This window comes from Ruegeria sp. AF3 (assembly GCF_056536285.1).
Genome location: NZ_JBQFJM010000002.1, coordinates 580,760 through 601,654, shown reverse-complemented (window position 1 = coordinate 601,654; position 20,895 = coordinate 580,760). Strand labels below are relative to the sequence as shown.

22 protein-coding genes and 5 pseudogenes are annotated in these 20,895 nt (G+C 57.1%); 9 read left to right on the top strand and 18 right to left on the bottom strand.

The genetic code is table 11. The features are described 5' to 3' along the window. Positions 1-43: 43 nt before the first annotated feature. Positions 44-424 (bottom strand): DUF2267 domain-containing protein, encoded by a 381-nt coding sequence (locus tag ACR3FC_RS19455; protein ID WP_480478209.1) that lies wholly within the window; start codon positions 422-424, stop codon positions 44-46. 81 nt (positions 425-505) lie between these two features. On the opposite strand from ACR3FC_RS19455, the gene ACR3FC_RS19450 reads away from it, so the two are divergent. After that, positions 506-901, top strand: a complete 396-nt coding sequence (locus ACR3FC_RS19450) for a GFA family protein (RefSeq protein WP_480477966.1) — start codon at positions 506-508, stop codon at positions 899-901. An 11-nt stretch (positions 902-912) separates the two neighbouring features. On the opposite strand, the gene ACR3FC_RS19445 is transcribed toward ACR3FC_RS19450, so the two are convergent. From ACR3FC_RS19445 to ACR3FC_RS19435, 3 genes are all read right to left on the bottom strand, one after another. Next, positions 913-1,398: an SRPBCC family protein gene (locus ACR3FC_RS19445; RefSeq protein WP_480477964.1), complete on the bottom strand. Its 486-nt coding sequence runs from the start codon at positions 1,396-1,398 to the stop codon at positions 913-915. After that, on the bottom strand, positions 1,391-1,729 hold the full coding sequence (locus ACR3FC_RS19440; protein ID WP_480477962.1) for an ArsR/SmtB family transcription factor: 339 nt from the start codon (positions 1,727-1,729) through the stop codon (positions 1,391-1,393). Before ACR3FC_RS19440 ends, ACR3FC_RS19445 begins: the two co-directional genes overlap by 8 nt. Before the next feature lie 154 nt (positions 1,730-1,883). Further along, positions 1,884-2,639: an SDR family oxidoreductase gene (locus ACR3FC_RS19435; protein WP_480478207.1), complete on the bottom strand. Its 756-nt coding sequence runs from the start codon at positions 2,637-2,639 to the stop codon at positions 1,884-1,886. Positions 2,640-2,976: 337 nt separating this feature from the next. Between ACR3FC_RS19435 and ACR3FC_RS19430 the strand changes: the two are divergent. Continuing rightward, a pseudogene (locus tag ACR3FC_RS19430) lies at positions 2,977-3,207 on the top strand (transposase); the annotation flags it as partial. A gap of 53 nt (positions 3,208-3,260) precedes the next feature. On the opposite strand, the gene ACR3FC_RS19425 reads toward ACR3FC_RS19430, so the two are convergent. Together ACR3FC_RS19425 and ACR3FC_RS19420 are read right to left on the bottom strand one after the other, a co-directional pair. Further along, positions 3,261-4,193 (bottom strand): IS5 family transposase, encoded by a 933-nt coding sequence (locus tag ACR3FC_RS19425; protein ID WP_480477960.1) that lies wholly within the window; start codon positions 4,191-4,193, stop codon positions 3,261-3,263. Between the two features lie 168 nt (positions 4,194-4,361). After that, entirely contained in the window at positions 4,362-4,880 is a 519-nt protein-coding gene (locus ACR3FC_RS19420) for a hypothetical protein (RefSeq protein ID WP_480477958.1), read from the bottom strand. Between the two features lie 51 nt (positions 4,881-4,931). On the opposite strand from ACR3FC_RS19420, the gene ACR3FC_RS19415 reads away from it, so the two are divergent. Continuing rightward, entirely contained in the window at positions 4,932-5,633 is a 702-nt protein-coding gene (locus ACR3FC_RS19415; protein ID WP_480477956.1) for an IS6 family transposase, read from the top strand. Positions 5,634-5,685: 52 nt separating this feature from the next. Continuing rightward, positions 5,686-6,099 (top strand): annotated as a pseudogene (locus tag ACR3FC_RS19410) (DDE-type integrase/transposase/recombinase); the annotation flags it as partial. 75 nt (positions 6,100-6,174) lie between these two features. Here ACR3FC_RS19410 and ACR3FC_RS19405 read toward each other — a convergent pair. After that, a pseudogene (locus tag ACR3FC_RS19405) lies at positions 6,175-6,845 on the bottom strand (transposase family protein); the annotation flags it as partial. A 321-nt stretch (positions 6,846-7,166) separates the two neighbouring features. Between ACR3FC_RS19405 and ACR3FC_RS19400 the strand changes: the two are divergent. The 5 genes and pseudogenes from ACR3FC_RS19400 to ACR3FC_RS19380 all read left to right on the top strand — a co-directional run. Beyond that, positions 7,167-7,841, top strand: coding sequence for a phosphatidylserine decarboxylase (locus tag ACR3FC_RS19400; RefSeq protein WP_480477954.1), 675 nt, complete (start codon positions 7,167-7,169; stop codon positions 7,839-7,841). 63 nt (positions 7,842-7,904) lie between these two features. Then, the gene (pssA, locus tag ACR3FC_RS19395; protein WP_480477952.1) at positions 7,905-8,600 is read left to right on the top strand and encodes a CDP-diacylglycerol--serine O-phosphatidyltransferase; all 696 of its coding nucleotides are present in this window, start codon (positions 7,905-7,907) and stop codon (positions 8,598-8,600) included. A 9-nt stretch (positions 8,601-8,609) separates the two neighbouring features. After that, on the top strand, positions 8,610-9,233 hold the full coding sequence (locus tag ACR3FC_RS19390; RefSeq protein WP_480477950.1) for a class I SAM-dependent methyltransferase: 624 nt from the start codon (positions 8,610-8,612) through the stop codon (positions 9,231-9,233). A gap of 95 nt (positions 9,234-9,328) precedes the next feature. Beyond that, positions 9,329-10,041 (top strand): annotated as a pseudogene (locus tag ACR3FC_RS19385) (IS6 family transposase). 52 nt (positions 10,042-10,093) lie between these two features. Next, a pseudogene (locus ACR3FC_RS19380) lies at positions 10,094-10,168 on the top strand (IS6 family transposase); the annotation flags it as partial. Between the two features lie 66 nt (positions 10,169-10,234). Here the strand turns inward: ACR3FC_RS19380 and ACR3FC_RS19375 are convergent. The 11 genes from ACR3FC_RS19375 to ACR3FC_RS19325 form a co-directional block, all read right to left on the bottom strand. Continuing rightward, entirely contained in the window at positions 10,235-10,930 is a 696-nt protein-coding gene (locus ACR3FC_RS19375) for an RraA family protein (RefSeq protein ID WP_480477948.1), read from the bottom strand. After that, a complete protein-coding gene (locus ACR3FC_RS19370) occupies positions 10,927-11,622 on the bottom strand; it encodes an alpha/beta fold hydrolase (protein WP_480477946.1) in 696 nt (231 codons plus the stop codon). The genes ACR3FC_RS19375 and ACR3FC_RS19370 overlap by 4 nt, the downstream gene beginning before the upstream one ends. Next, positions 11,619-12,743, bottom strand: a complete 1,125-nt coding sequence (locus ACR3FC_RS19365) for a cobalamin-independent methionine synthase II family protein (protein ID WP_480477944.1) — start codon at positions 12,741-12,743, stop codon at positions 11,619-11,621. Before ACR3FC_RS19365 ends, ACR3FC_RS19370 begins: the two co-directional genes overlap by 4 nt. A gap of 102 nt (positions 12,744-12,845) precedes the next feature. Further along, a complete protein-coding gene (locus ACR3FC_RS19360; protein WP_480477942.1) occupies positions 12,846-13,808 on the bottom strand; it encodes a cupin domain-containing protein in 963 nt (320 codons plus the stop codon). A 151-nt stretch (positions 13,809-13,959) separates the two neighbouring features. Next, positions 13,960-14,934, bottom strand: coding sequence for a nuclear transport factor 2 family protein (locus tag ACR3FC_RS19355; protein ID WP_480477940.1), 975 nt, complete (start codon positions 14,932-14,934; stop codon positions 13,960-13,962). Beyond that, the gene (locus ACR3FC_RS19350; protein ID WP_480477938.1) at positions 14,931-15,950 is read right to left on the bottom strand and encodes a LacI family DNA-binding transcriptional regulator; all 1,020 of its coding nucleotides are present in this window, start codon (positions 15,948-15,950) and stop codon (positions 14,931-14,933) included. The genes ACR3FC_RS19355 and ACR3FC_RS19350 overlap by 4 nt, the downstream gene beginning before the upstream one ends. Then, positions 15,950-16,717, bottom strand: a complete 768-nt coding sequence (locus ACR3FC_RS19345; protein WP_480477936.1) for an SDR family NAD(P)-dependent oxidoreductase — start codon at positions 16,715-16,717, stop codon at positions 15,950-15,952. The genes ACR3FC_RS19350 and ACR3FC_RS19345 overlap by 1 nt, the downstream gene beginning before the upstream one ends. Position 16,718: 1 nt before the next feature. After that, on the bottom strand, positions 16,719-17,768 hold the full coding sequence (locus tag ACR3FC_RS19340; RefSeq protein ID WP_480477934.1) for an ester cyclase: 1,050 nt from the start codon (positions 17,766-17,768) through the stop codon (positions 16,719-16,721). A gap of 83 nt (positions 17,769-17,851) precedes the next feature. Further along, on the bottom strand, positions 17,852-19,192 hold the full coding sequence (hisD, locus tag ACR3FC_RS19335; protein ID WP_480477932.1) for a histidinol dehydrogenase: 1,341 nt from the start codon (positions 19,190-19,192) through the stop codon (positions 17,852-17,854). An 11-nt stretch (positions 19,193-19,203) separates the two neighbouring features. Then, on the bottom strand, positions 19,204-19,734 hold the full coding sequence (locus ACR3FC_RS19330; RefSeq protein ID WP_209507348.1) for an ester cyclase: 531 nt from the start codon (positions 19,732-19,734) through the stop codon (positions 19,204-19,206). Between the two features lie 132 nt (positions 19,735-19,866). Further along, entirely contained in the window at positions 19,867-20,895 is a 1,029-nt protein-coding gene (locus tag ACR3FC_RS19325; RefSeq protein ID WP_480477930.1) for an ester cyclase, read from the bottom strand.

The window sequence follows — 20,895 nt, the reverse complement described above, 5'->3', positions numbered from 1 at the left end:
ATACGCGGCTCTGGGTTCCTCTCAAAGCCGGGCGACTTTTTGCTTAGATAATACGCTGTTCCAGTTCAGATGGATCCGAGACTTCGACGTACCAGAAATCACGGGCCTCTAGGGGCAGCTTGTCGAGCACCCGCTGGAAATTACGCGCGTTTTTGTGCCGCCGCAATGCCCAGGCGGCCGCTTGGATCGCATTAACGGGAGTGAGGTTGTGATGTTTTCGGACGGCTTTGACTTCTTCGACAAGAGAGGCGCGGTCACCAAACGGAAGCGGTTGATCCGAGATGTCCCAATCCTTCACGAAAATCGCCCGGGGAACGCACGGGAGCACACTGGCGAAATCTAGCTCCTCCTGGGCGGTTAAGCGCCCTCGAAACACCTGAAATACCACATCAAATGCGGTATATGCGTTGTTGGCAGAATCCAGGTAAATTCTTCATTGCACAAACACTAATGTTCACTTAATGTTCTTATCAAGGTTGTCTGTTTGATACGAAGGAATCGTCTTATGATTCAGGGAAGCTGTTGCTGTGGGGCGGTAAGATTTGAGCTTTCGTCCGAGCCGTCGATGATGGGCACCTGTCATTGCTCGCGCTGCCGCAAGGTTGGCGCCAGCGTCATCGTCTTCGTGAAGAAGGAAGACCTGAACTGGCTGCAGGGAAAGGAGCATGTGGCGACCTATCGGCCCGCTCCGCCCTACAAGTACGCGCGGTGCTTCTGCAGGTTCTGTGGCACGTCGCTTGGGGAAATCCTCTCGGACGATAACAGTTTTCCGATTGCCGCGAATGCTCTGGATACGGAGTTCAGCGTCAGAAACCAGTTTCACGAATTCGTCTTTGAAAAACCGGACTGGTATGAGATTTGCGATGACGCCCCGCAGTCTGATGGCCATCCACCGTCATAGTCTGGATCGAGTCAGGGCGCGCCCTCAACGAGCGTCATGAGCTTCTCGAATGCCTGGGTCCAGCCGCTTTCGCCCGCTGATCCCTCGGGCACACCGATATGGATCATTGTCGTGCGTGTCTTGCCGTCCGCTTCCGCCAGTTCCACAATGACGTCCGTCACGTCCGGCGTACCCTCGGGCATTCCCATGCTGGAGGGCGGAATGAGGATGCCGTCGGCATCACACATGCTCTCGGTATAGACCAGGCGGGTGGGCGCCGTGACCTCTTTGTAGACGCCGATGAACCACATGGACATGGTCCGGTCAGGCGTCTTCATCTCCATGCAGATCTTGCGCTGCCCGCCAACGACGACATCCATTTCCGCAAATGGCACGGTCATGCCCATCGGGCCATACCATTGTTTGAAGAGCGCCGGATCGGTCCACATATTCCAGACCGCATCGATTGACGCCGCAAGCTCGCGTTCGATGCGAACCCATCTTTGAACTTCATTCATCGGAAATCTCCCCGATTTGCTTCAGGACGTCGGCCATGGCATCGAACCTTGCCGCCCAGATATGGCGGTATTGTTCTGTCCATTCGGCGATGGCCTCCAGCGGTCTTGCATCCATCCTGCAAGGTCGAAACTGAGCGTTCTTACCGCGTGAGATGAAGCCTGCGTCTTCCAGAACCCGGATATGCTTCGATACGGCCGGCAAACTCATTGCGAACGGTTCGGCCAGTTCGTTCACGGTCGCCTCGCCCTGTGCTAACCTCGCAAGTATGGCTCGCCGTGTCGGATTGGCGAGGGCCGAGAAAGCCGCATCAAGCTTGGTCTGGTCAGTCATACGTACTTTATTAAACCAATAGGTTAATAAATCAACTGGTAAAATAAGAAATTCGGAGTGACCGGCCTTGGCAACAGGCGTCACGCAGCAACGCAATCCCCACCGAACGGGCCGAATTGAAGCCGTTGGCCATAAGAAGGCCAACGGCAAGATCTCAGAGCAGCCGGACCGACATGCCGCCATCGGCGACGAGTGGCGTCCCGGTTACGAAACTCGCCCGGTCCGATAACAAGTAGAGCGCAGATTGGGCAATCTCCTTTGGCTCGGCAAGGCGTTTTACCGGATGCAGGCCGGCGATGAATGCATGCGTGTCGGGATCGTCACCGGCCATTGCGGTCATCGTTCCCCCGGGAAGCACGGCGTTGACGCGAATCCCATCCCCCGCATGTTCCGATGCCAACGCCTGTGTGAAGCCGATCATCCCCGCCTTGGATGCGGCATAGGCGGCCATCCCCGGCATGCCACCATTGCTGAACCCGACGAATGAGCTGGTAAAGACTATCGACCCTTTTCCTTGCGCGGCCATGACCGGGATCTGGGCTTTCGCCGCGTAGAACGCGCTGGTCAGGTTCGCAGCGATTACCGCGTCCCAGTTCGCCGTGCTCATCGTCGAAACCGGACCCATATCGCCCATGATGCCCGCATTGTTGAAGGCACCATCGACCGCGCCGTATTTGTCCAGCGCAAGCGCCACCAGCGCCTTCGAGTAAGCTTCGTCAGTGACATCCCCGGCAAGGCAGGTTGCCCTGCCATTGCTTTGAGTGATCTGCCCGACCAGCTGGTCCAGTTCGGCCTGCCGCCGCGCACCAAGGATGACGTTGGCGCCTTCGGCGGCAAAGAGCAGCGCCGCGGCTGCCCCGATGCCACTGCTTGCGCCGGTGACAATGACGGTCTTGTTCTTCAGTTCCATGATCATGCCTTTCAACTTATTTGCATAACCATGGGTCTATCGGGCCGACCGCCGGCCAATCGACCCGTTTCTTGCTACTGGCACGGGTGTGGGACCCAATGCGCAAGAACCGGGTCGTGGGGTGCTGAGGATCGGGCGGGCACGAGACGATGGCGGGTGGCCAGCGCGGGGCCGCCTGCGCCACGGCCCTGCCGGGCTTTCCCGGCTCGCCCTAACTGGCTGGACTTAAATCCAAAGCCCGGTGCGGTATGCTGTCTGACATCAGCGCTTACCGGACAAATTTAAGGGTTTGAGCAACGGAGGATTTCTGGTTCATCGTAACCTTTATGGAGTGAAGATGAACAAGAAATCCGGAACAAGTAAGGATGCCGCTGACAAGCTGGTCAGAGGCATCAAACGCAAGACGCGCAAGCACTACTCAACCGAGGAGAAGATCAGGGTTGTCCTGGCGGGATTGCGGGGCGGGGAAAGCATTGCTGCGCTGTGCCGCCGCGAGGGTATTGCAGAGAGCCTGTATTATTCCTGGTCGAAGGAATTCCTGGAGGCGGGCAAGAACCGGCTGGCCGGGGCTCTGTTGCACAAATCGGGTGAGAGGCAGAGCTCCCCTTTCCCCGGACAGACCTATCCTGCGACCTCTGTGCTGGGTGTGCCGAGCGCGGTGAAGCCGTTCAGGACGGCGACGCGAACCTGGAACTCTGCGACCTGACGGTCGAAGTCCCGGGCGGACAGGCGCCGGCCCAGCAGTTTGACGCAGTGCATCTTGGTCTCGGCCCTGCTTCGGCGGTGGTATCCACTCCATCGTCGCCAGATTGTTCGGCCGACACGCTTCGATGTGCACAGGATCTCGTTGCGGGCGATCGCCCCTGAGGTGTCGGGCTTCCAGGGCTTGGCATTCTTCCGCGGCGGAATGATCGCTGCGGCCCCACGGGCGGCGATGGCATCATGGCACTTGCGGGTGTCGAAAGCACCGTCGGCGGTGACGCTGGCGATCTCCTGATTGGGTGGGATCTGGTCAAGCAACTCGGGCAGCATGGGGGCATCGCCCACGTCGCTGGTGGTGAACTCAGCGGCCCGGATCTCCAGGGATTTCTCGTCGATCCCGATGTGGATCTTGCGCCAGACCCTGCGTTTGGCGCCACCATGCTTGCGGGCGTTCCACTCGCCTTCGCCTTCCACCTTGATCCCGGTGCTGTCGACCAGCAGATGCAACGGGCCGTCCGAGCCGCGGTAGGGGATGTTGACCTTCAGGGTCTTCTGGCGCCGCGACAGCGTGCTGAAGTCGGGCACAGCCCAGTCCAGGCCGATCAGACGCAACAGGCTCTCGACGAACCCGGTTGTCTGGCGCAGGGCCATGCCGAACAGCACCTTCATGGTCAGGCAGGTCTGGATGGCGGCGTCGCTGTAGTCGGGCTGCCGCCCGCGCTTCCCGGTCGGCGTGGCTTCCCAGGTCATCGAGGGGTCGAACCAGATCGTCAGCGAGCTGCGGCGCTTGAGCGCTATGTTGTAGACGGGCCAGTTCCTGGTCTTGTAGGCGGGCGGTGTCGGTCTGCTCATGTGCCCCAGCTACCACGCTGGATTCACGAGATGAATCCCTCACCGGATTTGTGCAACAGAGCCCTCTCCGAACCACACTATTTTGGATGCCCATCATTTCAACGACTATCGCAATGATTGAATGCGCTTTTGATGCGAGACGTTCTTCGGTCCGGTTCGATCGACGATCTAGCGCAGGTTCACTCCTTTCAGGTCGTCTGGTTTCAGCCGATAGCGGATTACGTTGCCTTCATGGAGCCCCGCGATCTGCTCACGAACGTAAGCGACAACATTCGCTCGATCAGCATCGGGCACGCCAGCAGCCAAAGCCATCTCATCAACCGCATCGTTTCGGAACTCCTTGAATTCGAGAACGCAACGCCGGACCGCGGCGCGAACGAATTCCCGATAGGCAAGCGCAGCCTTTTCCGGGCTATCCACCTCAGCGCGAAGAATTTGGTACTTTTCCGCGGACGCCATGTACGCGTCCATGTAGACCTCGCGCAGCAGCGCGACGTTGTTCAATTCATAGATCCCGATGAGCCCGTCGTTATAGCCGCTGTCGTCCATCGTCGTGAACGACATCGGCGCAAGGTCCGACTTCAGAAGTGGGATGTTCGAGGCCACGCGCGAGGTTCGCTTGTTGACGTCGGCAAAGGCCTGGAGGTACGGGAAGTGCACTAGGAGGAAAAAGGACGGTGTTGTCACGTTAACCCTAGATCGGTTGCTCGTGTCTGGATTTGGACATAGATCGCATTGATGAATTCGTCGTCCATCAGCTACAAGCGTCACCGATTTCCTCCTCAGATCATTGCCCACGCTGTGTGGCTGTATTTCCGATTCAATTTGAGCCTTCGCGAAGTTGAAGAGATGCTGCTTGCGCGCGGGATCGACGTTTCTTACGAGACTATCTGGCGTTGGGTGATCAAGTTCGGACCGATGATGGCTCGAAACTTGCGACTAAGTCAGGACCGTCCTGGTGATGTCTGGCATCTCGATGAAGTTGTCGTGAAAATCGCTGCTCGCAGGTATTGGCTTTGGCGCGCGGTCGATCAGCATGGCGTCGTGCTGGACGAAATACTCCAACCGAAGCGCGACAAACGGGCCGCAAAACGGTTGTTGCGCAGCCTGATAAAGCGTCTTGGTTTCATTCCCAAGCGGATCATCACGGACAAGCTGCGGTCGTATGGTGCTGCAAAACGAGAGGTTGCGCCGGGTCTGGATCATTGGTCGCACAAAGGGCTGAACAACCGTGCCGAAAACAGCCATCTCCCATTCCGAAAGCGGGAAAGGACGATGCAAGGACATCGATCTCCAGGAGGCTTGCAGCGGTTTGTGGCCACTCATTCAGCCATTCGGAATTGCTTTTGTGTTCCTGTGCGCCGTCGCTCCGCCTTAACAATCCGATATCACCGCCTCGAAGCATTTGACGCCTGGAATGCTGCCACCCGAGCAACTTGACACCCAAGCATCAGGATTTCTTCGTGAGTCAGAAGTTAACGTGACAACACCCTATCGGGCCATCGATAAATACGGCAAGACCCTGGACTTCATGCTATCCAAACGCCGGAACAAAGCTGCTGCAACAAAGTTCTTCGCTCGTGCGCTTGAGGTAAACGGATTGCCACGGAAGATTGTCATCGACTAAAGCGGGGCCAACACTGCTGGCGTCAAAGCAATAAACAAGATGCTGAAAGGCTTTGGTTGCTCGGTACCGATTGAGACGGTCAGACGGAAGTAACTCAACAACATCATTGAACAAGACCATCGCTTCATCAAATGTCGGATCAGGCCCATATTGGGTTTCAAGTCTTTCTCGTCAGCTGCGTCTGCTCTAGCAGGTATCGAACTGGTCAACATGATCCGCAATGGTCAGTTCACGCCCAGACTCTCTCCGTTTCCGCAGTTTGTTAAACTGGCGGGATAATAGATCCACCTGCGCCATCTCCTCAGCCTGCCAAGGAACTTGCGACAGAACCTTGCGCAGAAATGTCCCGAGAGGGTTCAGCCAGAGCCGCCCTTTCTTCGGTTGTTTCACTGGCACTTTCAGCCCTTCTCGTCGCCGCTCGCCATTGTGCTCGAAACAATGGCGCATCAATGGCTCTCCGTTCAATCCACCCATCGCTGATAGACCATCCAGCCTCTCTCTGCAGCGCAGCGATCCGGCGATAGCCGTATCGGCCGTACTGTCGGGCAAGCTCGATCATGTCGGCCACCAGTCGGTCTTCGTCTGCGCGACCTTATGGGACACACCGTTTCGCAGACTGGTTTTGTCCAAGCTCGCGGCAGGCGCGTCGCTCAGATACTTTGAGCTGGCAGCGGACATGATCGATGCATGTACGACGACGAGAGGGGCTCAGTAGTTTCCCTTTGCGGCTTCCGTCAGGATCAATTTGTCCAGCGTCAGATCTGAAACTGCGCGCCTCAGCCGCTCGTTCACTTTCTGAAGCCGCTTCAGTTCTTTCAACGGATCTACACCCATTCCGCATTCGCCGTTGGGCTCGAACCCACGGCGCGTTCAACGGCTCATTTCTTCCGCCAGCGGTAGTAGGTTTGCTCAACAACACCAATCTGCCTGATCGCATCAAGACGGGACATCCCTTGCCCCATCAGAACTTCAACCTGCGGTAACTTTAAGACAATCTCTTCAGGCTTTCGTCTCTTGTTTGCCATTCGTGGTCCTCCGTTTCCTAAACATAACGGTGGACCAGTTCAGTAGGGGAGGCTCACTGCGTTCAGTAAAATTGGATTGCCACTTGGAACAGGATGGCGGATTGGTGGATCAGAGAAAACGACCCCAAACTTACCAGGCGTCTGCACATTTCGACCAACCTGGAACAAGGGACGCATCGTCGGCCAGAAGCGACGGCACTGGCCGAAACAGGTTTGTGCATCAGATATCGTCAACGGATGATCTGACTGCGCTCGTCACACTTGCGTTCCTCACCAATCCTCCTATGAAAGTGCAATAAATTGATCGGGGGAAGGCTTGCGATGCGCATGCGCGATACGTTCATCAAACCGATGCATCCTGAAGGTATTCGGTTTGTCGCAATCTTTGCCGCAATAGCTGTCGGCCTGTTTTTACTTTCTGACATTCTGGGTTGGATTGGCGTCGGTCTCACGATCTGGTGTTACTATTTCTTTCGCGACCCGGAACGGGTGCCGCCGACGGAAGAGGGATTGATCGTCAGCCCGGCGGACGGGGTGGTTTCGCTGATCGAAGCAGCGGTACCTCCAAGCGAACTTGGGATGCCCGACGCGCCGCTTACCCGTGTCAGCGTGTTCATGAGCGTCTTCAACTGCCATGTAAACCGAACGCCAGTTGAAGGTGAGATTGCCGCTGTTGCCTATCGCCCCGGCAAGTTTTTCAACGCATCCCTGGACAAGGCGAGTGCCGACAACGAACGCAACAGCTTGCGTATTCGTATGGCAAACGGTCAGGATCTGGCTGTTGTCCAAATTGCGGGCCTAGTTGCCAGACGGATCGTCTGCTTCGTAAAACCCGGTGACAAGCTGCAAACCGGAGAACGGTTTGGATTGATCCGGTTCGGATCTCGGTTGGATGTTTATCTTCCTGATGGTGTCGTGCCACAGGTGCGTGTCGGGCAAACGATGATTGCGGGCGAAACCGTCCTAGCTAGTTTGCGCACACCTGAACAAAAATAGGTGGTGGGATCTGTGGCAAAACCATCTAAGCAGGAAGAGACCGGGTTCGCGCTGATCCATTTGTTGCCCAATGCGCTGACCATAACAGCTATATGCGCGGGCCTGACGGCGATCAGATTTGGTGTACAGGGCAATTACGTGCTTGCGGTGCAGCTCATTATTGCTGCTTGCGTGCTGGATGGGTTGGACGGGCGTATTGCGCGCCTGCTCAGCAGTGACAGCAAAATCGGAGCGGAACTAGATTCACTCGCAGATTTTCTGAACTTCGGAGTGGCCCCGCCGCTCGTTCTTCATTTTTGGGCCTTGCAGGATATTCAAAACGCAGCGTGGCTTGCCGTCCTGTTTTATGCGGTATGCTGCGTGATGCGCCTTGCCCGTTTCAACGTGGGTAGCAAATCCGAAGCCTGTGATCAGAACGATGCCTATTTTAAAGGGGTCCCGGCCCCTGCGGGGGCGCTGTTGGTGATGCTGCCAATGTATGTTTCCTTCGCTTTTGCAGATGCCCCGCTGCTGCCCGGCATATTGATTTGTCTTTACATGGTGGTCATCGGTCTGCTGCTCATCAGCCGGATACCAACCTGGTCATTCAAGACGACGCGGATCTCGCGCGAGAATGCAAAATACTTTCTCATCGGGGTCGCTGTTGTTGGCGCGGCGCTGCTGACCTATCCCTGGGTCACGCTGATCGCGCTTTGCATTGGATATGTGGGAACGGTTGCCTGGGCCTGGCGTGGCAAGGAAGTCTCTTCTAACCGTTAAGGACCTGATATGGACATAAAAGCCGTTCAAAACTCCTATGCTCGATGGGCGCCCGTCTATGACAAGACGTTTGGAGCCATCACCTGTGTTGGGCGGCAGCACGCGGTTGACTATATCAATAGACACCCGGGCAAAGTACTGGAGGTCGGCGTGGGCACTGGTCTGTCACTGGAACACTACAAGCCCGAGATGCAGGTGACAGGGATCGATTTCAGCGAGGAGATGCTGAAAAAGGCCCGCGACAAAGTGGAAGCCCAATCACTGAGTCACGTCGAGGAGCTGCGGCAAATGGATGCCCGCTCGCTTGATTTTCCGGACAACCACTTCGATACGGTTGCGGCGATGCATGTGCTGTCCGTCGTTCCCGAACCGGAAAGGGTGATGGCAGAAATAGCGAGGGTCTGCAAACCGGGCGGCAGAGTGGTAATCACCAACCACTTCCAACGAAAGCGGGGATTGATTGCGTCCCTTGAACGGTTTTTTGCCCCGCTCGCAAACACAATTGGTTGGCATTCTGATTTCGAAATCGACAAAGTATTGCAAGAGGACGCACTGACCGTCGGAGAGCAAAGAACCCTGCCACCGCTGGGGATGATGACCTTTTTGGTTTTGACGAAAACAGCATTTTCATAAGGGCCTTGTCAACAATTCTCGTGGCCCACAAACTAGGAATTGAGCAGCAGGCATTGCCAAGTTGATCGCGCTGTCCTTTTCGGATAGCGCGTAACATGACCATACCGACTTCATTGCTGCGGCTGAAAGGCTTCCGTTTTCCTCGCGAAATCATCGCTTATGCGGCGTGGGCATATCATCGGTTTGCGCTCAGCTCGGCAGATGTGGAGGGTTTGTTGGGGGAGCGCGGCGTGATCGTCAGCCGCGAAGCCATTCGCCTTTGGGTGAACCGTTTAGGGTCTCAGTTTGCGGATTGAATCCGACGAGACCGGCCCCAGCCGCACGACAAATGGCATATGGACGAAGTGGTCGTCCCGATCAACGGCGTGAAACATTGGCTGTGGCGTGCAATCGATGGCAATGGAGATGTACTCGACATTCTGATCCAGCCTCGCCGCAATGCCAAAGCCGCAAAGCGTTTTTTCGGTCGATTGGTTGCTGCCTATGGCGAACCACGTGTCGTTATCACGGACAAGCTGCGTAGCTATATACCAAGCCGTTCAAGGTCATCGCGCCGGGCGCCGACCATCGGGCGCACAAGGGGCTCAACAACCGGATCGATGGGTCACACCGGCCGACGCGAAAGCGGGAAAAGATGATGGGTCGGTTCAAATCACTAACCTAAGAGCAACGATTTCTCGTCGCCCATAACCAAATCAATACGATCTTTCGTCCCCGCCGCTATCGCCTTTCCACTCTCTCCTACCGCCATGTCAGAGCCGACGCGTTCAAGCTGTGGCAAGGTTATGCTACCGGGCTATCGGCTTGATTGCGCGGTCTCACGCTTATTCCAATCCACTTCTGATGACTTGGCAATGCCGGTCAACATAATCCGCAAAGGTCAATTCACGCCTGGGCTCCGCCCGTTTCAGCAGTTTAACCAACTGGTAGGATAATCGCCTCTCCAGTTCCATCCTTTCAGTTCTCGAAGATACTTGCGGAGGAACCAGACGGTCCCAAGTTTAAGTCCGAGAGGCTTCAAACGCCTCCCATGCTTTTTCGAACGCGTCGAAATCGAACCCGGCTGCGCGGGCGGGATCCAGAATCAGTTTTTCGGTTTCAAGCAATTTGATAATCGCCTGTTCAAGCTTGCCTACCTCTTCGGGCGGGATCACCAGCGCGCCATGCCGGTCCGCGTGCACGAGATCGCCATCCTTGATCACAAGGCCGAAAACTGTCACCGGTGTGCCAATCTCTTTTACGTGCACAAACCCGTGGCTTGGCCCGACAGACCCTGCAACTACCGGGAATCCATCCGGCAGGTCGCCGAGGTCCCGCATCACGCCGTTGGTCAGAGCGCCGCTGATGCCAAAGCCTTTGTGGACCGTCGTATTGATCTCGCCCCAAAAGGCGCCGACGCAATCTGGATAATCAAGATCCTCAACCACGGTGACAGCCGGGCCACTCCCACTTGCCATATGCCTGTAATAGTCCTTCCGAAGTTGGCGGATCACCTCAGGCGGTTCTGACGGCGGGCTCACAGCAGCGATCTTCGCTGTACGGGCATATCCCACCATCGCCCCCGCATCGGGATCAGAACACAACATCGTGCCCCAGGTAAATTCACTGAATCCGCGCTTGCCCTGCGCCACTTCGATGGCGTTACAAACAGTCGGAGTGTCGACCTTTTTCAGCAGGTCCAGCAAGGATTGGTTCATATCATCTCCAGCCAGCGGATCAGGGCCGCCGTTGTTTGTTGCGGTTGTTCCAATGTCGGCAGGTGGCCGGCGTTTTCGATGATCTCCAACCGGCTTTGTGGCATCAGCTCGTGCATCAACTCATGCCTTGAGACGGGGCACAGGCCATCGTCGCGCCCACAGAGAATGAGTGCTGTGTCGGTGAAGTTGCGCAGAGTGTTGCTCTGGTCAGGGCGATCACGCAGGGCTTTGGATTGATTGACGAAAACGTCCGGGCCAAGATCCATGGCCATGTCCATGCACAAATCCAGAATGGCGGCGCGGCGCGGACCGTCCGTCAGGTAGTTCGGTTTCATCTCTTCGGCCATAACCTTGCGCAGGTTGCCACGTCCGACGGCCTCAATCTGAGGGCCGCGCGTGGCTTTGACCTCGTCCAATTCAGCAAGTGGGTTCGTGTCCATCAATGCCAGACCAGCCACACGGTCCGGTGCCTGACGCAGGATTTCCATTCCCACGATGCCGCCCATCGAGAGCCCCGCCAGAGCAAAGCGTTTGGGTGCATAGACTAACACATCGGCGGCCAGCGCCTGCATCGTTTCATGGCCTCCGATTGGTGGGCACAGGATCGGGTATTTGCCTGATAAAGCGTCAATCTGCGGAGCGAACAACCGCGCATCGCACATCATTCCGGGCAGGAGGACAAGTGGCGTCATTTGACCAGGGCAGCCCCTTCGGCAAGTGCGCCCAACTTGGCGTAGGCGATATCCGGATCTACCGCACCAAAGCCGGCAAAGGTGCCAAAGCCGCAGTCCGATCCGGCGATTACACGCTCAAGTCCAACGATTTTCGTAAACCGCTCGATACGCTGAGCAATCAGTTCCGGGTGTTCGACAAAATTGGTCGTGGTGTCCACCACACCGGGCACAAGAACCTTGTCATCCGGAATTTCACCCTTGCGGTCACGGAATACCGTCCATTCATGCGCGTGGCGCGGGTTCGAGGTTTCGAACAGTACATAGCGAGATTTGGTGGACATCAGCGTCGAAAACACCTTGTCCATGCCGATGTCGCAGCAATGTGGCCCCTCGTAATTGCCCCAGCAGATATGGACGCGCACCTTGTCGGCTGGGACATTTAGCAATGCGTGGTTCAATGCCTCAACATGCATGTTGGCGATTTTCACGAACTCGTCGTCGGACAGATCGGTGAACAGCATATGCCGCGACAGGGCCAGATCCGGGCAATCCAGCTGCAAATCCAGACCCGCACCAATGATGGTCTCATATTCTTCTTTCATCGCGTCGGCCAGCGCGGCCAGATAGGCCTCGCGCGTTGGGTAGAAGTCATTCTGCAGAAAAAGGGAAATTACCCCTGGGCTGGCGGCGTTCATAAAACCGCGCGCGACCCCGTGTTCGGTCATCGCCGCCTTGAGATTGTCTATGTCCTTCTGCAGCTCAACTTGCCCTATTGAGCGCACCTCGCCCACGCACATGGGCCGTGCATATTGGGGCGTGCCGCCATCATCCGCCAGACGTTGCAGATATCCGGGAAACATTTTGAGGTCCGCAGGCGCATTGCGCGGGCTGTCACCTGCAAAACCGGTATACCGGTCCTTGACGTAAGTGGCGTAAGAAATCTTTGAGGTCTCACCGTCCGAGACGATATCTACCCCAGCCTTGGCTTGTTTCCGCACGGTCTCGGACACGGCAGCGGTCATGCAGGCGTCAAATGCAGCCTGATCGAACGGTTCCTCTCGCTCGCGAGCAAAGATGAAATCAACGACCTTCTGATTTCGTGGCAGACTTCCCACATGGGTGGTTGAAACGCGGGTCATGTCTTCATCTCCTTCCAAATCTTGATCCAGCACCGGGCCGGAAACCCGGCGCTGGATGCGCTAAGCGCGCCCCGAATGAAACCGGGACACGCAATTTTGGCTTTATGCACCCGTCCAGGTCGCGCCTGCCGGATCGTCGGTTGCGGTGATACGATACAGCCCCGCTTCTCCGGTCATCGACGGCTCGGCGCTGTAGCTTTCGCCGGGCAGAACCAGTGCGGTGTCGCCGTTAGACAGGGTGGTCTCGACCTCATTGATCCTGATGCGCCAATGGCCGCTGGCCGGCATCAGAACCACGGGTTTGTCCGCCTTGATCTGTTCGGCCACGGCCGAGCCACGGGCCAGGAAATCAACCTCGAACCCTGGCTTGTCCTTGATCAGGCCGTTTTCACCGATCACAACCGCAGGCTTGTCCGCTGCCAGCGCCATCAGGTCCCAGTAGCGGGCGACATATTTGCCGATCACCGCCTCAACGGGAACCTCGGGATAGGCTTTCAGTTCTTCCTCGGTCAGCAATGGCATGGGCTGCACATTGTGCGGCAGTTCCTCGCCCTTCTTGCTGTCATAGAGAACGCCATTGTTGCCCAGCACCAGGCCATGGGCCTGCGCGTCCTCGATCACCTGAGGCGCCCAGGTCACGCCGCCACCGGCATCGTCGCCCCCCAACATCGACATGATCATGCCATAGTCCTGGCCGACATTCTCGAACCCGCGGAAGATGCCGGTCGGGATGTTGAAGATGTCACCTTCTTCAGCGATGAACTCGCCCGCCGTGCCATAACGACCCCAGAAGAACCGCCATCGACCTTTAGCAACAAAGAACACCTCGGCGGTAGTGTGACTGTGCAGTGAGTTGCGGCATTTCGGCGGTTGCCCCGCTGCGCCGATGTTGAACCCGATCTTGTCGGTGATGTGGACGTGCTGATCCGGGCTTTCGCTGACGCCGCCGCCAATGATTGTAAAGTTCTCTTTCTGGTCTGAACCTGGCGTGTGGGCGTCGATGAACGCGGTTTTACAAGGCTTCAGTTCGCCATAACGGACGATGCGGCTTTCGATGGTACTCATATCTTTTCTCCTTTTGATTTGGGTTTGATGAAATCAATCCAAACCACCCGGCGGGCGATTGTTCAGCCGCCGGGCGCGCAGGCTGGCGCGATGGGCGTGGTACCGCCGCAACGCCTGCCCGGCATCCAGATTTGAGATACGGTGCGACATTCTAGAGATCACCGGTCTTCAGCAGAATCTGTTTCCAGATCGAGGTTTCGTCAAACAAGGTGTATTCTTTTCGCAGACCCCACGGACCGAACTCGGCCTGGCTGATGCCCAGAACAAAGACCTCGGCCCCTGTGGGCACGCCGAACACGCCCCAGCCGTCATGCTTGCCGTGCAAAGACCAGCGGATCGCGGCGCGCGGCGGCATCATCGGGTCGTCACGGCCGATCTGATGGTGGATCTTGAATTCGGCACGTGGGAACGCTGCGCGCAGACCCATCCAGAACCTATCAACCGGCCCCCAACTGTGGCCGGTCGTGCCGCCGGGATATTCTGACAGAACAGCGCGGTCGTATTCAGCCTCGATCACCCTCATATCGGCATTCATGATCCGGGTCAGGATATCCGCGTATTTCTGGCCCCATTCACTGTCATTGCCACGGCCTTTATAGGGGCCGGGCCTATCGTTCGCGGGCGTGAGGGGCTGCACGCAGGCGTCTGGCCCACCCTCGCGCACGATCAGATCGCGGGCGTATTCCTTGAGATCCCAGCCCATCTGCTGCACGATCGCGCTCTGGTCGCGGATGAGCCACTCATCGTTGATCTGGTTGTTTATTGCGTGGCAGTCGGCAAGAATGCGGTAGATCAGTTTCTTGCCAGTCGCCTTGCCATAAACACCGTCACCGAGATGGCTCGCGGTGGATAAAAGGCGATGCGACGACAGCATGCCCTCTTCTGGCGTTCCCGACCAGATCACATCCTCGCCCAACAGTGTACGATCAGGGAACTCTGCAAGGGTCGCCATAGTGGCAGCAATGACATTCTGATTTCCGACAACCACCGACCCAGGCGAACGCACGACGATGTCCGGGGCATAATAGTCGTGCAGCGTCGCAATGCCGCGATCTTCCCAGATTTCTTTGGTGATTCCTATTATGTAATCGGGAAAGTCTTTGAATTTGGGATTAAATCCCTTCATGTCTTCCATCCTTCAGGTATGCGGGCGGAGCCTCGAACAATCAGCGGCCCGTCAATCTCGACCCGACGCGGGCCGGCATCGGGGTCCTCAATCTTGCCAAGCAGAATATCGACAGTTTCGGTGACCATGCGATTGGCAGGCTGTCGAATGGTGGTCAGGTTGTAGGCTGGCCATGAGGCGACAGTGACATCGTCGTACCCGATGACCGAAACGTCGCCCGGAACATTCAGCCCTAATTCGAACCGCAGCGTGTCCATCACGGAAATGGCCATGTGATCGTTGGCGACAAACACAGCATCAGGCGGATCGGCTTCGAACATCCTCAGCGTGGCTTGCCGGGCTTCTTCCGTCGAAAAATTTCCTACCTCACGGGCGTGCAGCGTAACCCCGGCTTTCTGCAAGGCGGCAACAAACCCTGTTTCGCGGTCACGCTGGGTCGAAGCTCCTTCCCACCCGGCGATATATCCGATCTTTTGGTGCCCAGCTGCCAACAGGAACTCAGCCGCCTTTCGACCACCGGCAACGTTGTCAGATGTAACTGACGACATCGCCGTGTCGTCTTGTGCCCGATTGAACAATACCATCGGTATACCGGCCGTTCGGCAGCGGTCTGACAAATCTGAGGACAAAGCCACCGAAGCGGCGATGATCCCTTCGACCTGAAAGTCGAGTATTTCTTCGACCACATTGTCGATGTTTCCAGACTCATGCGAAGCCATGAATATCAGCACGTGGTATCCACGTTCCTGTAACGTGTTTGTCAGCTTCTCCAGCGCCTCGGGATAGAACTGGTTGTTCAGATAGGCCACGACAAGCCCGATGATCCGGCTTTTCCCGGACACCACAGCGCGGGCCAGAACGTTCGGGCGATAGCCCAGTTCCTTGGCCGCCTTGCGCACCTTTTCGACGGTTTTTTTCGACGCCGACGCGCCGGGGGTGAACACACGGCTGACCGCAGATTGGCTGACCCCGGCGAGACGGGCAACTTCCAGTGATGTAACTTTTTGTGTCGCCATCAGTCTGCCGTCCAACCTCCGTCAACTATCAATGCCGTGCCCGTCACCAGCGCCGACGCGTCCGAGGCCAGATAAACCACCGCCCCCATGATGTCCTCAATCTCTCCCGGGCGACCCAGTTTTATCTTGTCCAGAATCCAGGCCCGCTTATCCGGATCGTCGAAAGTCGACTTTGTCAGATCCGTCAGAATGAAGGTGGGGCAAATCGTGTTAACCCGGATCTTTGACGGTCCGAACTCAAGCGCCATCGCCTTGGTGAAGCCTTCAACCGCGAATTTCGACGCACAATAAACCGCGCGTTCGCGACCACCAACATGGCCCATCTGGCTAGAGATATTGATCAGTGAACCGGGACGGCCGACGTCGAGCAGGCCTTTGGCAACAGCCTGGGTCAGGAAATATGCACCTTTGACATTGACGCCTATCACCGCATCGAAATCTTCAGGCTGTGTTTCCACGGCCTTGCCGTGTCGGGCAAGCCCGGCTGAGTTCAGCAGAATATCGAACGGCCCATTTTGCGCTACAGATTCAGCGGTTGCCGCCACGTCCGAAACATCCAGTTCCAGAACCCTGGCAGACCATCCCTGCGCCGACATATCTTTTGCAATATCCTGCAGCGCACCAGCACGGCGCGCCGCCAAAGTGACCTCAGCACCATGTTCCGCCAGCGCCACAGCGCAGGCCATGCCTATGCCCGACGAGGCTCCGGCGACCAAAGCTCGCTTGCCGCTCAGGTCGAAACTGGGGGTGCTGGGAAAATGTGGCATATCAGACCTCGCCGACCGGGAATGGGATGGTGCCCGGTACACGCGCCTTATTGAACTCACGCAGTCGGGCAAAAACATCTACGCCCAATTGCCGATACGCGTCCAGCAGATCGACCAACACCCAATTCTCGCGGATCAGCCCACCTTCCAGACGCCAGAAATCAAGTGACTTCAAAGTGATCCGTTTGCCCGAAGGCGCAATCCCCATCCAGCCGTCATGGGTGACGGTCTGGATCATGTTCGGCCAGCCGGTCACAGCGGCATAGTCTCCATCACCAAAAAAGTGAAAGGTAATCTCGTCAGCGTGCTGGCCACGATCGGGCATTCCGTTGAGGAAGGGAATCTGGTGCCAGTTTCGGAATCCCGCGATACCGCGCGCTGTCCCGATCCCGGCGGGGCCGTACCAGTTCATGCGCGGATGCCAGAACCGCTCCATCTCCATCACTTCGGGCCCACCCTGGCTGGGGTGTTTCTCAAGATGTTTCAGCATGTCGACGATATGATTGCACGAGGCCAGAGATTTCACCTCATCCCACGGTCCCGATACAACGCCATCCAGAGACGCCGGGCCGGGAATGCAGAACTCCAGCCCCAGAGACGGGGCCATTGGCCAGGCATTCGCCTGCATCATGACTTCGGGAATATCCCAGAGTGTCTGGATCTCGACAACCTTGCCTTCTTCGAAACGGTAGAATTCGTGGAACCGCATATGGACCAAATGCCCGGTCGGCGGGATGTCCAGCCAGGGGGCGACAAAGGTGCCGAAGTAGTGGCCGCCGCAGCCGACCCAGTCGCTGCCCTGTTCTGTCCGACCACCCATGACGATCCAGTCGCGACGCTCAAGATCGGGTATGGATTTTAGTATCGGCGTATAACAGGTGTCATAGAGTTCCTGCGGGCCGGTCAGATCTCCGAATGGATACATCATGTGGATGGCAGCATCGGGCGCGATTACCGCCTCCAGCGCATCTCGTACCCCGGCTTCGTCGAATTTATACATAGCCTCGCGCAGGGGCGCGATCAGGGCCTTGTGGGTAGAGTGAGTATCCATTGCGAAATCTCGCATCGTGTTAACTTCTTATCCAAAAAATTCTGTAGCGCCACGGTCGATTCCGGGCGCAAGATTCGTCCCGCTTACGAGGACGCCTCGGCCGTCTCGCGATATGGTGCGCCTTCACCATAGGGCACGTTGATGCCCCCGTAACGCCGGAGGCGGATGTTGCATTGTTCGGCATGGCCGACAAAGCCTTCCAGCATGCACAGGCGCGAGCCGTATTCGCCGATCATCGCCGCGGCCTCATCAGTGACAACTTTCTGATAGCTGTGGGTTTTCATGAATTTGCCGACCCAGAGCCCGCCAGTATAGCGCCCGGCCTTCTTGGTCGGCAGTGTATGATTGGTTCCGATCACCTTGTCGCCGTTGGCCACGTTGGTGCGCGGCCCCAGGAACAGCGCGCCATAACAGGTCATGTTTTCCAGAAACCAGTCGTCGCGGTCGGTCATGACCTGAACGTGCTCGGAGGCAATGTCTTCGGCCATTTGCAGCATCTCGTCATAGGTGTCGCAGACGATGACCTCGCCATATTCTTCCCAGCTGACTTTGGCGGTACCTGCGGTGGGCAGGATTCCGAGGATACGGTCGATCTCGCTCAGTGTTTCTTGGGCCAGCTTGTGCGAGTTGGTGACGAGAATGCAGGGGCTGTTATAGCCATGCTCGGCCTGTCCCAGCAAATCGGTCGCACAAAGCTCGGCGTCCGCAGCAGTTTTGTCTGCGATCACCATGGTTTCGGTCGGCCCGGCAAAAAGATCGATACCTACCCGGCCAAACAATTGGCGCTTGGCTTCGGCCACAAAGGCGTTGCCGGGGCCAACCAGCATGTGAACCGGATCAATGGTCTCAGTCCCGATCGCCATGGCGCCGATAGCCTGGATCCCACCCATCACGTAGATCTCGTGGGCACCGCCCAGATGCATCGCTGCGATTACGGCCGCATTGGGTTTGCCCTGAAACGGCGGGGTACATGCGATGATGCGCGGAACACCCGCAACCTTTGCTGTTGCGACCGACATATGCGCCGATGCCACCATCGGGAACTTGCCGCCCGGCACGTAGCAGCCAACCGACTGCACAGGGATGTTCTTGTGACCCAAAATCACTCCTGGCAGAGTTTCAACCTCGATATCCAGCATCGAGTCGCGTTGTGCCTGCGCAAAGTTCGTCACTTGCTTCTGCGCGAATTTGATATCGGCCAGTTCGCGTTCAGTCAGCGAGTTGATCAACTCGTCGATCTGATCCTGGCTCAGGCGGAAGCTTTCCGGCGAGTAGTTGTCGAACTTCTCTGACAGCTCGCGCACAGCGGTATCGCCGCGGGTTTCGATATCCGCCAGCGTTGCTTCGACAACAGCTCGGGTTTTGGCATCGTCTTCCGCCCGATCAGCTTCAGGTTTGCCGCGTTTCAGGTATTCAATAGCCATTGTCTCTATCCTCAGTTTTCGGGCCGGGGTGGAGTTTTTTCTCCCCGGTCAAATGCTTCCCAGCCTTCGCCATTGAACAGATCAACGCCAAGCTGCGCGGCGACATGGGCGAAATCGACGTTCACCCAGTTGTCAACGATCTTGCCATCGACGACTTTCCAGAAATCCATGTACCGGATCTCGACCCGCTTTCCCGTCGGAGCGATGCCCAGGAACTCGCCCGAATGAGTTGCCTCCTGTCGGCCAAAGGCCGCAGCCCATTCGCCCATATAAAGCCGGGCCTCATCAATGCAGGTCTTGTCCGAGAACGCCGCCTGAAACGGGCGTTGCCAGTTTTCCTGAAACTCCTTGAGCCCAGTTTTGGTGCCGCAGCCCCGGTTGCCGATCCAGCGGAACCCTTCTGCGAAGAATTCGCCGATATCGTCGATGCGGTGATCGTTCAAACCATCGACCATCCCCTCGATCACGGCGCGGGTCTCGTCGGTTTTTCTCATGTCCGTGTCACGTGTCAGCACGGCCTGTTCGGGGCGGGAGCCCTTCATGTGTTTTTTCCTTTTATGGTTACCAAGGGGTTTTCTGTGTCGACTGGGAAGGTCAGCCTGCTGTCAGAAAATCCCTTGGCATCCGGTTGAGCGCCGGGTGGCGCGCAATGGCGTTATGTCTGGCAGAACAGCTCATTGGGTCTGTTCAGAAATTTCGGCAAAAAGGTCGTAACCCAGTTGCAACAGCAGATGTGGAATATCGAGCATGCACCAGTTCTCGATGATCTTGCCGTCTGCGCAGCGCCACCAGTCGCAGTCACGCATAAAAACGCGCTTTCCCGTTGGCTCCAGGTCCAGGAAGGGTTTGACGTGGACGCCGGTGATCTGCGGCCAGCCGCACAGGAACGCATAGTCGCCATCCCCGGCCTTGCAATTCGAACCAACGCCGGTGACGCCTGCATCCGTGCCGTCGCCCCAGCCCTCGAACGTGTTTTCGAAAGGGGACTGGAAGCCGGCAAACGCATCCACTGTCGCATAAGAGCCTAGCCCGCCGGGACCGTACCACACCATTCGGTCATCCCAATAAGGTCGCCAGCTTTGGTCTTCGGTCGTCAGCTGTATTAGCATGTCCTCGACCAGATCTGCTGTGGCGCGTGACTGCGCTGGGTCTGATGGCCCAATGACGATGCCGTCATGAGTTGCCGGACCTGGCACGACACCTTCATAGCCCTGTAGGTTCAAAGGCCAGAGGCCGAGTGCGATGATCAGTTCTGCAAAGCCGAGGAAGACATAGGATTCGACGATCTTGCCATCTTCCATTCGGTGGAACTCACCAAACCGCAGAAATGCCAGTTTGCCACTGGGTGGAATACCACAAAGCGGTCGCGTGAAATGACCATGGAAATACCCGGTTGAGGTGACCCACTCGCTTCCCAGGTATTCGCCACCCGTGACCACATAGTTCTGACGGGTGAGCCCCTCGAACGCCTCTGATATCGCAAAGATGACAGAGCTGACGTAGCCGTTGCCATCGGGGGCTGCATTGATCGGATGGCTCGCTTCGGTAGTGGCCGTTGCGGCGAAAATCTCGCTGGCGGCCGTCTCAATGGTCTCGCCGAGGCCCTTATCAAAGCTTTCGAGAAACTGACGATAAAGCTGTTTGTTTTCAAACGTGGTTCCGGTAGCAATACCCATCGCTGGGCGATTTGCGCGCTTGTTCAT

Excerpts from the sequence above, each read along its gene's own strand:
- ACR3FC_RS19450 (WP_480477966.1), top strand. The coding sequence starts at position 506 with ATGATTCAGGGAAGCTGTTGCTGTGGGGCGGTAAGATTTGAGCTTTCG.
- ACR3FC_RS19445 (WP_480477964.1), bottom strand. The coding sequence starts at position 1,398 with ATGAATGAAGTTCAAAGATGGGTTCGCATCGAACGCGAGCTTGCGGCG.
- ACR3FC_RS19440 (WP_480477962.1), bottom strand. The coding sequence starts at position 1,729 with ATGACTGACCAGACCAAGCTTGATGCGGCTTTCTCGGCCCTCGCCAAT.
- ACR3FC_RS19435 (WP_480478207.1), bottom strand. The coding sequence starts at position 2,639 with ATGGAACTGAAGAACAAGACCGTCATTGTCACCGGCGCAAGCAGTGGC.
- ACR3FC_RS19425 (WP_480477960.1), bottom strand. The coding sequence starts at position 4,193 with ATGAGCAGACCGACACCGCCCGCCTACAAGACCAGGAACTGGCCCGTC.
- ACR3FC_RS19415 (WP_480477956.1), top strand. The coding sequence starts at position 4,932 with ATGAATTCGTCGTCCATCAGCTACAAGCGTCACCGATTTCCTCCTCAG.
- ACR3FC_RS19400 (WP_480477954.1), top strand. The coding sequence starts at position 7,167 with ATGCGCATGCGCGATACGTTCATCAAACCGATGCATCCTGAAGGTATT.
- ACR3FC_RS19390 (WP_480477950.1), top strand. The coding sequence starts at position 8,610 with ATGGACATAAAAGCCGTTCAAAACTCCTATGCTCGATGGGCGCCCGTC.
- ACR3FC_RS19375 (WP_480477948.1), bottom strand. The coding sequence starts at position 10,930 with ATGAACCAATCCTTGCTGGACCTGCTGAAAAAGGTCGACACTCCGACT.
- ACR3FC_RS19370 (WP_480477946.1), bottom strand. The coding sequence starts at position 11,622 with ATGACGCCACTTGTCCTCCTGCCCGGAATGATGTGCGATGCGCGGTTG.
- ACR3FC_RS19365 (WP_480477944.1), bottom strand. The coding sequence starts at position 12,743 with ATGACCCGCGTTTCAACCACCCATGTGGGAAGTCTGCCACGAAATCAG.
- ACR3FC_RS19360 (WP_480477942.1), bottom strand. The coding sequence starts at position 13,808 with ATGAGTACCATCGAAAGCCGCATCGTCCGTTATGGCGAACTGAAGCCT.
- ACR3FC_RS19355 (WP_480477940.1), bottom strand. The coding sequence starts at position 14,934 with ATGAAGGGATTTAATCCCAAATTCAAAGACTTTCCCGATTACATAATA.
- ACR3FC_RS19350 (WP_480477938.1), bottom strand. The coding sequence starts at position 15,950 with ATGGCGACACAAAAAGTTACATCACTGGAAGTTGCCCGTCTCGCCGGG.
- ACR3FC_RS19345 (WP_480477936.1), bottom strand. The coding sequence starts at position 16,717 with ATGCCACATTTTCCCAGCACCCCCAGTTTCGACCTGAGCGGCAAGCGA.
- ACR3FC_RS19340 (WP_480477934.1), bottom strand. The coding sequence starts at position 17,768 with ATGGATACTCACTCTACCCACAAGGCCCTGATCGCGCCCCTGCGCGAG.
- hisD (WP_480477932.1), bottom strand. The coding sequence starts at position 19,192 with ATGGCTATTGAATACCTGAAACGCGGCAAACCTGAAGCTGATCGGGCG.
- ACR3FC_RS19330 (WP_209507348.1), bottom strand. The coding sequence starts at position 19,734 with ATGAAGGGCTCCCGCCCCGAACAGGCCGTGCTGACACGTGACACGGAC.
- ACR3FC_RS19325 (WP_480477930.1), bottom strand. The coding sequence starts at position 20,895 with ATGAACAAGCGCGCAAATCGCCCAGCGATGGGTATTGCTACCGGAACC.